Annotated in this window: 17 protein-coding genes; all 17 read right to left on the bottom strand. The window is 43.3% G+C overall.

The window, feature by feature from the left end; genetic code table 11:
* Position 1 precedes the first annotated feature (1 nt).
* The 17 genes from V4B18_RS01885 to V4B18_RS01805 all read right to left on the bottom strand — a co-directional run bounded on the left by V4B18_RS01885 (position 2) and on the right by V4B18_RS01805 (position 12884).
* Positions 2–1108 carry a phage tail protein gene (locus tag V4B18_RS01885; protein ID WP_455476165.1) on the bottom strand — a complete coding sequence of 369 codons (1107 nt, stop codon included), beginning with the start codon at positions 1106–1108 and terminating at the stop codon, positions 2–4.
* On the bottom strand, positions 1108–1959 hold the full coding sequence (locus V4B18_RS01880) for a baseplate J/gp47 family protein (RefSeq protein ID WP_455476164.1): 852 nt from the start codon (positions 1957–1959) through the stop codon (positions 1108–1110). The genes V4B18_RS01885 and V4B18_RS01880 overlap by 1 nt, the downstream gene beginning before the upstream one ends.
* On the bottom strand, positions 1946–2332 hold the full coding sequence (locus V4B18_RS01875; protein ID WP_455476163.1) for a GPW/gp25 family protein: 387 nt from the start codon (positions 2330–2332) through the stop codon (positions 1946–1948). The genes V4B18_RS01880 and V4B18_RS01875 overlap by 14 nt, the downstream gene beginning before the upstream one ends.
* Before the next feature lie 3 nt (positions 2333–2335).
* Positions 2336–2518, bottom strand: a complete 183-nt coding sequence (locus V4B18_RS01870; RefSeq protein ID WP_455476162.1) for a hypothetical protein — start codon at positions 2516–2518, stop codon at positions 2336–2338.
* Between the two features lie 11 nt (positions 2519–2529).
* Positions 2530–3126 (bottom strand): baseplate assembly protein, encoded by a 597-nt coding sequence (locus V4B18_RS01865; RefSeq protein ID WP_455476161.1) that lies wholly within the window; start codon positions 3124–3126, stop codon positions 2530–2532.
* Positions 3116–3646: a hypothetical protein gene (locus V4B18_RS01860; RefSeq protein ID WP_455476160.1), complete on the bottom strand. Its 531-nt coding sequence runs from the start codon at positions 3644–3646 to the stop codon at positions 3116–3118. Before V4B18_RS01860 ends, V4B18_RS01865 begins: the two co-directional genes overlap by 11 nt.
* Positions 3643–4137, bottom strand: coding sequence for a phage virion morphogenesis protein (locus tag V4B18_RS01855; RefSeq protein ID WP_455476159.1), 495 nt, complete (start codon positions 4135–4137; stop codon positions 3643–3645). The genes V4B18_RS01860 and V4B18_RS01855 overlap by 4 nt, the downstream gene beginning before the upstream one ends.
* Positions 4138–4545, bottom strand: a complete 408-nt coding sequence (locus V4B18_RS01850) for a gp436 family protein (protein ID WP_455476158.1) — start codon at positions 4543–4545, stop codon at positions 4138–4140.
* A 16-nt stretch (positions 4546–4561) separates the two neighbouring features.
* Positions 4562–5527, bottom strand: a complete 966-nt coding sequence (locus tag V4B18_RS01845; protein ID WP_455476157.1) for a major capsid protein — start codon at positions 5525–5527, stop codon at positions 4562–4564.
* Between the two features lie 13 nt (positions 5528–5540).
* Positions 5541–5882, bottom strand: a complete 342-nt coding sequence (locus tag V4B18_RS01840; RefSeq protein ID WP_455476156.1) for a hypothetical protein — start codon at positions 5880–5882, stop codon at positions 5541–5543.
* Positions 5879–6859, bottom strand: a complete 981-nt coding sequence (locus V4B18_RS01835; protein WP_455476503.1) for a phage protease — start codon at positions 6857–6859, stop codon at positions 5879–5881. Before V4B18_RS01835 ends, V4B18_RS01840 begins: the two co-directional genes overlap by 4 nt.
* A gap of 398 nt (positions 6860–7257) precedes the next feature.
* Positions 7258–8463 (bottom strand): phage head morphogenesis protein, encoded by a 1206-nt coding sequence (locus tag V4B18_RS01830; RefSeq protein WP_455476155.1) that lies wholly within the window; start codon positions 8461–8463, stop codon positions 7258–7260.
* Entirely contained in the window at positions 8456–10060 is a 1605-nt protein-coding gene (locus V4B18_RS01825) for a DUF935 domain-containing protein (protein WP_455476154.1), read from the bottom strand. The genes V4B18_RS01830 and V4B18_RS01825 overlap by 8 nt, the downstream gene beginning before the upstream one ends.
* Positions 10061–10072: 12 nt before the next feature.
* On the bottom strand, positions 10073–11680 hold the full coding sequence (locus tag V4B18_RS01820) for a hypothetical protein (protein ID WP_455476153.1): 1608 nt from the start codon (positions 11678–11680) through the stop codon (positions 10073–10075).
* A complete protein-coding gene (locus V4B18_RS01815; RefSeq protein ID WP_455476152.1) occupies positions 11673–12254 on the bottom strand; it encodes a phage protein Gp27 family protein in 582 nt (193 codons plus the stop codon). The genes V4B18_RS01820 and V4B18_RS01815 overlap by 8 nt, the downstream gene beginning before the upstream one ends.
* The gene (locus V4B18_RS01810; protein WP_455476151.1) at positions 12217–12573 is read right to left on the bottom strand and encodes a VpaChn25_0724 family phage protein; all 357 of its coding nucleotides are present in this window, start codon (positions 12571–12573) and stop codon (positions 12217–12219) included. Before V4B18_RS01810 ends, V4B18_RS01815 begins: the two co-directional genes overlap by 38 nt.
* A complete protein-coding gene (locus V4B18_RS01805) occupies positions 12570–12884 on the bottom strand; it encodes a DUF2730 family protein (RefSeq protein ID WP_455476150.1) in 315 nt (104 codons plus the stop codon). Before V4B18_RS01805 ends, V4B18_RS01810 begins: the two co-directional genes overlap by 4 nt.

The following is a 12884-nucleotide window of genomic DNA, read 5'->3' as shown; positions in this document are numbered from 1 at the left end:
GTTAAAACTCCAGTAAAATATTAAATTGTTCCCGAACATCGGCACGTAAAAGAATATTGAGGGAAGTTTTGAGTATCTCAACACCACCAGTAAGTTCATCTGCTCTAAGCCACAGCTTTCCCAAAGGCACATCTTTTGCTGGAGTAGCCCCCACTAAAACAGAAACAGAAGCTGCCTGCTTACCATCAACATCATGAAAATCTGTCCGAGCAGCCATTAAGACCATTGTGCCGGTTGTTGAGGGCTTCAATCTCTCGCCTGAATAGCTGTAAACTCCATCTAATGCCTGTTCCACAGGCTGGACAATGTTGCACCTGCGAATGCCAATGACAACATTCTCTTCATCTCTCAAAACAAGATAAAGGATTTGATTTCGAAACCATTCCGCCAACAAGACATCACGCTCATGCCGTTTAACGGATACCCAAGGAAAGTTCGCACCCTCCCATGAATAATGAAGCTTTTCCCAACTGATCTCTTCATCAATATCATCTATCCAATTGCCAATAAGTTTGCCCTCTGCTTGACATAGAGTGTGATTGACCTCTACCTCTTGCCCAAAAGAAAACAGCGTATTACTTGGCACCATGCGCACGCCGCTCTCGCGATCAAGCAGTGCATTGTCGAGCCTTGACATGTTACCTTCAACAGCCCCAACGCTATAACCATGGGTGGCACGTCGAAAATCAGAACGCAAACTTTTAGACAGGTTTGTAATCGCCAAAATTGTTTCAAGTTGGCTTTGTTCAGGTAAGCTGTCAAAATCAAGCTGAAAAGAATTCCACCACACGCGCCTTGACCATGCTGGGGTAAAATGCGCTGAAAGTTCTAGCCATGCCAGCCCCATATCAATGGCTGCTAATGAGCCTCGTACCTGCTGCCATTCAAGTCCTTGGTCGATAAGATCATAACGGTTTAAAAAATAAGGTTCTAACTCTTGTAAACCATATTCATCGACTAAATAAGGCAACCAAGAAGGTGGACGTATTACGAATTTAGCACGTACGATTTCTTCTATGGCATTTTTTACCTGTGGATCAAATGCCATCGCTTCTGCTAAGCAACGCTCAAATAAACTCGAATTAGGTGGAAGAGGCAACTGAAACATTAATAAGCATGCCTCCGCTCATAAAGATTGATATCTCCTAAAGCGATAGCCTCATCAGGCGCTATCAGAATATCCGCTAATGGTTGTGCTAAGGTTACGTGATGAACGCCGTCAACCATGAGACGGCTTATAATCCAACTCAAAGAAAGATCCCGTCCAAGCTTTTGAGTTTGCGTCCATTCTTCCCTTAAATTTTTACTTGCTCTTTCCAAAACAAGCGGAGCAAAATTTGGCAAAAGCCAAATATCGGCAGTAACATCTATAATCCGCTTCACCGCACTTTTCACTAAGATATGGTCATTAGTCATTTTAACGTTTTTGTCATCAAGAGCAGCCTGTACTTTAGCTATTAAAGCATCATCAGCTATACCTGACGGACTATCACTAAAGAGAGCAACATAAATGACTGGGCTTTTATTCAAACGATAAACAAAAGCGTCTTTGACACGAATATCGCATGATAAAGCAAAATATTGATAACGTGGAGCTGTACCACCTGTTGAATGTCCTTGTCTATTCAAGCGAATACGGCGACGATAACGTTCATCATCTTCATCCAAAAGGCGTTCCACTCCATGAAAATCGCCCAAATGATCTAAGCTTGTTTCTCGCGCAAAACTTAATAAATTATCCCGCGCAACTTCATTTATCCGTTGACGCAATAAAAGCTCTTCATAAGCAGCCGCTTGTAATTGAATAACTGTTGGATCATACGCGGTTTTTTCTACATTATAAGGCATATTATGAGCGGCAAAAAGCTTTGTTAAACGCGCACTTTTTTGCTTCAAAATATCCTCAACAGAAAGCTCTTCAATCACTTTTGGAAGGGGCAAATCTTCAAAATTCGTCATGGCGAACCTCTAAATTGACTGTCACTGGCTCCTTATGCGACCAATCGCCTAAATGACCGTCGGGATAAAAAATACCCCTTAAAACAAAGTGAAATGTACCCTCACGCGTTGCCTTTGTCAGATCAATCCTTTGTAAAGAAAATCCAGGCTCTCCACATTCAGGATCATCCAAAGCTTGAACGATTGATTGATAAAGCTGCATAATCGTGGCAGGATCTGCATTGGCATCTTGGAATGCAGGAACATCACAACCATAATGGCGACGCAAAACGCGTGACCCAATCCTCGTCGTCAAACATTTACGGATGGATTGTTGGCAGTGATCCCAACCATACAATAAAGACCCATCCTTTTCACTAATCCCACAACGCATGACTTAAGCGCCTTTGGTCGCCTTTCCTGAAGAAACTACTAAGGGGGATTTTTCGGCAATTTGACCAAGAAGCAACGGGTATTTAGCCGCTTCATCGCTTAAACAAATCTCCTCGCCTTTGCCCAATGAACGACTGCCTGCTACAAAATCTGCATTGGTTAAAATAACATAGATTTTTTGGCTCATCATAAGCTCCTTTAAATGGGATAAGATGTTGTCGAAGGGCCGATTTTTACGCCACCATGTTTGTGGTTTGCCCCAACAGATATTTGATTGTGTTGTAAATCTTTTGCTTTAATTTGTACGCTATCCGTAAGTTCAAGACGGGTCGATTGATGACAAATTTTAATCCCTTCAGCACGTAAATGTATTTTGTTTTCACCATGAGAAAGAATAAGCTCATCCTTTGTTATGCGTAGTGCTCCACCTGCATAACACAGTGCAAACTCTTGTGGATGTCGTGCAGGATTGGGCGCATTATCGCTATAACTATCGCGCACCACCAAAGAAGCAGAGCTAATTTCACCATGAGGGTTAAACAACCGAACCGGATCTCCAATGTTCAGCGGCGTATTGCTTGAAACAGCACCTGCCGCTTCTTGAGCTTGTAGCCAAGGCGACAAAACCACTTGCCCATCAGCACCGATAGGTGAAATTTTCACCCGCACTCTATGGCCATCAACTTCTGCAACACGCCCAATCATGTGCTGGTTGGCAAGACAGCGTTCAAGCGCATCAAGACGCTTCATAATTTGCCGAAAAGTGTGACTCAGGAGATAAGCATCATTCATCATGAGCCTCATTTTCTAAAGAGATGAGCCCACTTTTGAGCTGCTTTGCTCCTTCATCGCAAAAAATATTTTCTCCCAAACGATGCAAATCTTGATGCCATTCAACGACACTAATAGCCACACCACGTTGCTTAATAGCCGCTGAAATAACAGGTTCAATCTGCACCTCACGGGGTGCAGTTAAACCCGTCAATCCCCACAACTGCCCACTATGACAAAGAACTGCAATGGCTTCTGCTAACAGCCAACTTTGGCTATCACGCTCTTTTCCCGTAGTAACAACAAAAGCACCTAAATGGAGAGCTGCACTTTGCTGCCCACTTTCCACAGAAGTAAATCGACTTGCTAAAACAGCAATGCGTATTGCTGGGGCAACAAGCATCTGTGTTTCGAGTTCTTCCAAATTAAAACGACCAAATTGACAGCTGCAGTCACGTATATTGGGTAAAGCGTTCTGAAAAGTATTTTTTACGGATTGACGAAATTGATTGATACGTCCCGCAGTATCGATGACTTTGGTCATGAATAAGTCCTCTGCAGCCAATCTTTTGCTGCTTTAACAATTTCAATTTTATTTTGTTTTGAAAGTCCTAAATAAGGGCGCGCAGGCATCGTTACATGATGCACTGAGACAAAGCGATGTGCTGTGCTGCTCGCAAGAGAAAAGCGAAGAGTTTTGCCATTTTTGGGACGAATGACCCCACCAAGTTGATGAATACGAGCATAAACCAATCCACTTCCCACAACCACTTTCTCTGGTGATGCTACCATATCAATGGAGCGTGATAACGCTCCGCTAGCAAAAAGAATCGATGTGTTGGCGTGATTGCTTTTCCATTTTACTCCTTGAGGAGAAGTTTTTTCACTTTGAAGACGCCGCCGCGTACTTTCTTGAATTAAGCGACCAACTCCTTGTGCTAAAGTTCCCATAGAGACAGAAGCATTTTTTTGTAAAAACGATAAAGCCGCTTTAAGCCCTGTTTCCTGAATCTCAATAGAGGTTGAAATACTCATTTATCGCCCCATAACACGCGGCTTAGCATGAAAAAAAGCACCATAACGAACAGGCCCATCTTCACTCATAACTTTAGGCTCATCAGCGCCTAAACCTGCTTTGCCTTCTGCAATGCGTTTGAGGAGATCAACCGCTTGTTTATAACGATCTTCAATTGTGGTGGTTAACTCCGTATGGCGAATAGCCAAATTATAAACGGCAATATTAACGCTAATCATGCTTAAAGCCGCAGGTTGACCTGCGATCGGCACTTGATAGCGGTGGGACAAATGAACATCAATCTCACCACTTGCCTGTTCTAAAGCACGAGCAATTGCCTGATCTGGATTCTCGCTCTCCCCACACAAATTGGTCAAGAACTCATTGCCCCATAACTCTTCAATCAATCTTTTGTTTGCATAAGCCATGTGTTAAGAGCTTTCCTTAAACAACCTCTTGCAACAAGACTCCGGCATCTTTTGCCGCGACCAATTCACACACGCGTTCCCCTACACGAACCCGTTTACCACCCGACAAGCCAATATCTGGGTCATGGATCACTCCTGATAAACGCTCGCCTAGTTGAGCACTAAAGCCCCAGCTAATCACAGATCCATCAGCCTGTTGCTTGGTTGGATCAATATAAAGCAGCGCAATCTTGTTACCCCAAACGCGCGCCAATCGCGCTGCACGCCCTTTACGAGCCAAATTCACCTGCGATTCACCAATCAACAAACGCTCTGGATGAATTTCCATGAGATCAGCAAACTGTGCCTTAGTGACAAAACCATCGGCAGTGCCACCACCTTTAATGGCTTTAATGATTTTGGGATGGCGTTTGAGTTTTGACCAAACAATTTTACCCATGACAATGGTATTGGGCGTATAAACCAAACTTTTATCCATTGCCTCATCTAAAACGGCATAAGGATCCGATTTATCATAGTCGCTAAACTTCTCTTCTCCCTTAAGATCGATAACCCGCTCTGGTGCATAATTTTTACTATTTTGCACAAGTTCCGCAACACGCACTTCACGCCCTAATTCTAGCAAATTAGCAAGTCCTTCCACAGCCGTTTTTTCTGGGTTATAACGACTTCGTTTTTCTGCCCGTGCGCGCGCCGCTGCTTCAATATCTGAATTGGGAATTAAATCATCAAGCCCATAATCTTTAACACTGGCTTCACGCTCAAATGCTGAAAATTCTACTACATTTGGGCGCCCTTTACGGCCAATCTCAAGTTCAGGAACTGTAAAATTTTCCGCTAACGGAAATTCACTATATTTAAAAACTTCATTTAAAACAGAAACGCGTGGCAAAACTTTATCACCGATAAGAGAACCCGCAGGATTGTGATAACCAATAGCTATGGCGGTTAACGTAGGATCGATAGGAAATGGTCTGTTCATCATAGGCTCCAATTCAAAGAATTTTAAAAGAAATAACATCACCAGCCGAGCCGTCACTCATCGCAACGCCAATGGTGCGATCCGCTGCTTCAGCCTTAATAGCGCGCCCCTTTGGATCGGATGTTAAAAAATCGCCAAAAGAAACATTGCCCCCACAGATCACTTCTGCCCAGCCGCATTGGCCAACATCAATCATGTCACCAGCTTTTGCTCCTAAAGAACCAGCACTGCCTAAGAGTTTATCTGTCTTACCAGAAGCTGTTGCAACCATTCCATCAGTGCGCGCCGCAACAATGCAATAAGGCGAGATCACATCACTGACGTGAAAAGATTTAATTAAAATCGTTGTACTCATGATTGGCTCTCCTTTTGTTCACAAATATAATCAACAGCTTGGCTAATCGTGATTACACACCCTTTTTGCGCCTGTTCTTGCTGATATTGGCGTGCCGCAAGGGCAATATCTTCTGGTGCACGCTTTTGCTCTTGTACCAAAGCAGAGGACTCTAATGAGCTTGTTGATGCCAGAGCCGGCAATTTATCAACCAAAGCTTGAAAATGCTCCATTCCCCCTTCAAGAGCACACAGCGCACGATATTCCCCGCGAACAGCAGGCAAAATCTTTCCCTCTTCAATGGCCTTATCTAAAAGGCTATCAATGGCAGTGTTTTTTTGTTCTGCTTGTAAAAGCGTTAAGTGATTGCGCATATCTGTTAATTGGCTGGTCAGTGCTACCCGTTCCTTTTCACGCGTAGCAATAGCCGCCAAAATTTCATCAGGCATGGCATCTTCTGCCAATGATAGAGCACTGGCAATAGCTGTAAAATCCATGTTTTTCTCCGTCGGGGTTGTTAAAGATTGTTGACGGCTCAAAGCTGTCATGACAAGGGCGGGACGATTCACGAGCCCCGCGCCAGCTAATCCCAAAATCTCTCCATTCTTGGAATGCCTAAACTCAGGGGAAAGGTAACGATATTCTTGGGTGATAATTTTATGTGTTGCAGCACTCGTCCATTTAACCTGTCCCCAAATTGCACCATCACGTTCCTCTAATTTTTCAATCCAACCGCTAGCAGGTGCTTCTAAACCATTTCGTGCGCGGTAATGCTGCCCATGCTCATAATCAATAGCAAGGGGACCTTTATTGGAAGCAAAAGCTTCTAAAATTTTTTGAGGGTTATAGTACCATTCTCGTCCATCACGCGCCTTAACATGAGGGGCTTTAGGTAAAAGTTGTACCCATTCAGGCGCCTTTTTGATTGAGATGTCTTGGCAAAGGTCTATCAACCAAGCACTATGATCGTTTTGCTCTTTATGAAATTCTTGTTCCATCATTGCCTATTGCTTTACAATTATCATAGGCAATAAATGCACGAAATCAGTCCACGCTATAAGTCTGACATTGTCAGTAAAAACAGCACGACCAAAAAACATCTTTTTACGTGTTATCACTTTTAAGATAAAATACCGTGCCAAACCTTCTTATAAAATCGTTTTCAAAGGCACTTCAAAGGCGATAGAGCGCCATTATAAATTCATATGGGTAATTCTATCACCTCACAGAAAAACCGCCTCTCAAGCCATTTTTAAAAAAATTGCTTTTTTCCTTTTTAAATATTATATTGTTACTCAGGCGTGAGCCAGTTTTGCCAGAACGATTTTATCGGATCTGCGGGGAGTTGACCGCCCTCCACGCCTTCTTATATCCTCTCATTATTGTTTTTGTATCTCTATAATAATCGTTCGTCTTTTTTTTCGGCGGCATCTAATAATCGCTCAATTTCCTTGAGCTTTTTTTTATGCAACGATGTAAGCCACCATTCTTGCTTGCTAGCCACCCATTTAACCGCAGAACGCCACCATATACCGTTACTTTCACCAAAAAAGATAATTCCCTGCGTATTTTTTCGTCTTATAATGCCATAGGGAGATGTGAGTGTTTTAATGGCAGCACGAAAATCATCAAGTGTAAGATCACGGGCTTGATGATCCAATAAGATATGTTTCACACTCTCCGATGATAAACGAACAAGCGAACTTTCCGCTGCAAAAACTTCCCGTACTTTTTGCGTCATCGGTGCAATGGGAATAAACCCATGCGGCAGGCGCTCTTCAAACATTGCTGCCAAAAGAGGTGAGCCGACAATATCTTCAATGGCAATGCGTTGGCGATTTTTCGCCATGGTTGAAATTTTATCGCTCAAAAAAGTACTTAAATTTTGCGCTCGGTGCTTCCCAGGATTGGAGTGCCAACCAGGGTCAATACCCTCTGGGATTCTTTCAGTTTTTCCTGTTCGTTTATTGCGCCAATCTCGCTTTTCTACATGAGGTGGCGGTGCATCCTCCTCATATCCTAAATTCTCTGCCTCATAACGGCTTATCTGTCGCACACTACATTTACACCGCCAACCATTAGGAGGATAAAGCCAATCCCAAACTGGATCGTCAACAGGCGCAGTAAAACCAACCCAGCGTTCATGTTCTAAGCGTTTATGCTCTGAACTCGATAAAGCATAGGTAAGATAGGGCAAAAATTCTTTATTATTTTGCGTACGCTCCCACTCGCCTGCCGCATGCGCACTCATGGTATTGGCCCAATAGATCGTCTCTAAGCGTCGTGGACACCCCAATTGCACCACGCTCTTTTCACCAGTTTTCGGATCAATAGCTAATTTTTTACCCCACCAACCCTTTTCCTGTAAAATCGGCATCAGATTTTTTTGAAAGTCCTGCAAAGGAAGTTGCTGTTTTATTGCCTCGCCAACAGCTGTTTTTAAGTCATCCAAAATGTCATAACCCACCGATTTTGCCACCGTAAAGGAAAAAGCATGTTCTTCTGGTGCCACATCACGCCAATCAAAGCTTGGAACAAGTGCCTTGGCTTCAAAATAACGCGTGACCTCTTTGGGAGCAGTTTTAAAAAGTTCCTCAGCCATGATGCCCAAGTCCACGCGCAATCATTTGCACTTTTGCCAACCGACTTGCTAAAGCGTAATGATCCATTTCGCCAAGCAATTCATCTAATCCTTTGAGGATATCCTCATAACTTTTAGCCTCTCTCACAAGCTTTTTAAAGGGCTCTAAAAGGGGTTCTAAATCTTCTTCCCAGTCACTTAAAGCCACTTGAGAAAGCTGCTCCAATTCATCATAAGAGCTCTCACCGCCCTTATCTTCCCCACCCTGCTCTTTTCTTGTCACAGAAATATCAACAACACCCCCACAATCGATACAAAGAGGCGTCTTCTGTTTTACCGCAACATCCTCTTGTCTTGTCTCATTATAAGAAGCACTCTCAGGAGCCTTTAAAACATCTTCCTCTTTTGTTGGTTGCGAAAAGCCAATTTTATTACGCACTTCTTGAGTACCAACAGATAATCCAAGGGGAACAAGTTTTTCTAAAGCATCGCTAATAGCTTTGATATCTTCATTTTCAGAAATTGGCCAATAAACAAGAGGGTAGCGTTCTTGGCAACCAAAGTTAATATCAACAAAGGGCACGATCAAATCACGGTTAGCAGTCAATGCCAATTGGCGAGCGTCAGCGCGAGCAATATCATGACGCACATTTTCATGAATGCGTGCTTGAGAAAAAGACGCACCATCATCCGTTGTCATTGTTTGTCCCAAAACGCCCTTAGAAATTTGCCTATCTAGATATTCAGCCTTAGCTGCAAAAACGGCATTGCCACTGCCTCCTGCGGCTTCAACAAATTCAATCTCCATTTCTTTTGGGATAATAGCTGCCGCATCACTGGAGAGATCGCACACCGCTTGAATTAAAACCCGCCTCTCCTCTAGAGAAGAGCTTGCTCCATATTTTCCCACGCGCAAAGGCATACCGTAAACTTCTAAAAATGCCATCCAATCTTTCAACGTATAAGATTTAAATAAAAAAGCCCACGCCGCAAGCCGTGCAAGCCCCGTGCGGATTGGCAAACCACTTTTCAATTTTGGTCGGTGAATAGAAAATTTATAAGCAGGAAGCTTCCCTCCATTTTGATCAGCCTCTTCTTTTAAGCGTAAACCAAAACCGTCACGTCGATCCAACTGAAAAAATCGCTGATCACGCCATTTCCAAGCAATAGGCCACCATTCTTTAGCACTTTTATCCCACAAAGTTTCAACAATCGCATAACCTTTCCCTAGAGCGTCTAATAAATCTGTCACATAATCATCGACAAAAGTAGGAGCGGTAATCACTTCCCGAACAGCATCAGCAATTTTTTTGTCTACAACACTATTGCTTGCTGCAATCACGCTAGGTTCAACCCCTGTGAGAGCATTTTTACGCATACCAAGGACAGCACGATAGTGCAAATCACGCTCTTCCATATCATCAGCAAGCTGGAAAAATTGTTCTGGATACCCTTGGGCTGCTTGTTGTAAAATATCAGCAAGTTGAACAGGCGTTAGACCACTCACAATAGTTTGTGACCACACATCACGAAGACCGCCAATGGTAGGAGCTGCCACTTCACGCTCTAATCCTTTAATGTTAAGCGCTCTACCCCATTGATCTACAAGTTTTGCCATATCATCATCCCATCAATATATCTTTGGTCTTGTTTTTAAAAATAAGGGGCTTTCATTCCAACTATAAGCTGCCGTTACAGGCGTATAACCATAAATCTCAGAGGTTTGACGGCTAGCAAAATAAGCCAAAGCACAAGCAATAGCGCTATCACCATGGCGCATAAAACCATCACTGCCTTTAAAACGATGGTTATCGGGAATTTTTATAATACCATTGACATAAGCAAGTGCCTGATGATCGGCGACAATATCGCTATCGCGCGGCAAAACAATGGTGCCATCACTAAAAGCCTCTAAATAGGCAGGCATTTCTTTACCATACCAACTTTGCGACAATTGAACTTCCTGTACGCAAGCACCATAACGCTGCGCGGCTTTTTCAGCTAAATAAGCCCCATTACCACGTGCATCTAAAGCGCCACCCAACAAACGCGGTAAACCATTAACCACATAAAACAAAATCTCTCTTTGTTGATCAAACGGCGTATTGCGTAATTCCACTATAAACCGTACACGACGCACCAAATCCTGCCCAATTTCCAAAACAACAATCGATGTTGCGTCTCCAGAACGAGCAAAATCAACACCAAAAGCATGTTGACGCCGTCGATCAAGGAGAGCATTAAGGGGCTTTAAATGCCCTTCACACCATGTACGAGCTGCTTGACTACGCTGAGAATCTGATTGATTTTTAAAATGATCTACACAAGCCCAACGCATCACCGCAATATCTGGCGCGCAACAATTTTCAATCTGTAAGCGCGTTAAAGCTGCCCCTTCCTGATCTGCTGGGATTGCATCCAATTCTTGATGCATCGCAGCCAAACGCACCCCATAAGAAGCACGGATTTTCTGCTCCCATTTTTGTTCAGCAGCAGCACTCCACACATCTCCCTTTATGGCACAAACCCGTTTAAACAAGCCATTTTTAACGGCTTCAACAAAAGGATAACAATGTACCGAAAAAGGAACTTTACCCGCTCGTGCCTCACCTATTAATTCATTGAAAGGATTTAACACGCCATTGTGTGTTGAGATAACACGGATCTTTCCTCCCCAAATCAGCAAAGCATTAACCGCATCCAAAACAGCCCGTACATCTTGGTGAAATGCTGCCTCATCAACCACCACAATGCCCTGTAATCCACGAATATTTTCAGGACGGCTAGAGAGAGCTTCAATCCGAAAACCTGAAGCAAAACGTACACGGTAAGCAGAGATATATTTGGTTGAACCATCCGCTTTTTGATCTGAAAATAAAAACTCCTCCACATCACCAGAATTGTTGGTGATTGCTTTGGCAAAGTTGCTCACATAGCCAATAAATTCACGACCCTTTTCTTTGGTATCTCCAATGTAAAAAACATTATCACCACCTGCCTCACGCGTAGCTGCGGCAATGAGCGTATCATCCAAAGCTTCCGCAAAAGTCATTCCGGTGCGCCGACCTTTTTCAACCAACTTTAGCGGTGATTTATCTTCAATCCATGCGCGTTGATGCGCCATCAAAACGCCCTCAGCTAAAGGATCTTGTTCTTGAGGAAAAGCACTTGTCTGCCAAGTGTCAAAGGTGCCATGATAATCAGCAGGATGATTCTTCGAGGAAAACTGCTCAGGCATTTTTTATTCCCAACACTTGCTCACGAATAGCACGCGCCTTTTCTTTGGAAAGACCCACCGTTGCCGCTGCCACATCAACTGCTTTACTTGCTTGGGTAGCAAAATCTTTTTCCAATTTTTGCCGTCTAGTGGTTGACAAATGCTCCGCTGCTAACACCCCTTTTAAGGCATTGGCCAACTCTTGTGCAGCTTTTGGCGAAAGGCTTTTACCACTGCTTAAAGTAGAAAAAATAAGCTCCTTAATGGCTGCCGCCGCCAATAAAGTGATATTGTCAGAAGCTTTCGCATCAAAACGCTGGGAAAGGCTGGCCGCAATTTCTCTTGTCTGTTCTAAACGCCGTGACATTACAGCTAAGCGCAAAGAATAACGATTAAAACTTGAAAAAGAAGGGATAGAAAATGTTAAACCCGTTTCTTTTTTTAAAGACGTTAAAGCCGCTTTAAACTCACCATAAATAGCCATTTGCGTCTTTTCACGCCCATTTAAAGCCTCAGCAGCTTCAGCAATAATTTGATCACACGCTTGGGGTAATAAATCAATCGCTGTTAAACGCCCACGTCCGACCCTGCGCATCCTTCACCTCGTATCTTCTTGATGAGCGTTTTGGGCGTTTAATACCTTCAATAGAAAAGCTACGGTCTAAATGACGCGCCCCACGTTCCGTTAAAGCTGCAATCAAAACTGAGCCTACTTGCCTGAGCGTAACAGCCCCTTGATCTTCCATCCACGTTAATTCATTATGCACAAAATCACGATCACGCCTAATGCCATAACTATATAAAAGCCGCTCAATCATCGCACTTGATAAGGTTTCACTGCGTTCACAAAAAAGCCCTTTTAAAATAATCAGTCGTGCTTCTTCACGGATGATCTTATCCATATCTGCTTTCATTTTTTTGCATTCTCCAGTAAAAATTCTTGCAAACGCTCTCCAATCGCCGCTACTGGTTGCAACTGTGCAGAAAGGGTATTAAGACGACCATTCAAGCGTTCCATATTCACTTCCAACCTTTGCATCGCATCGCGATCAGGTAAAAAATCCATCTCTGTTTCTAACTTTTGTACACGTTCTTTAAGGACAATGATTTCTTTCAGCATTTCTTTAGCACCGGAAGAAAAATAAGCTTTCAAAACGCCTAAAATCGCAGCAATCGATAAAAGCAACGACAACCAACCATTCGCAACGCTTATATCTAGATTCAT

This window comes from Bartonella sp. B17, from assembly GCF_053795755.1.
Note: the sequence above shows the minus strand (reverse complement) of the source record. Positions and strands in the feature narration are given on the sequence as shown.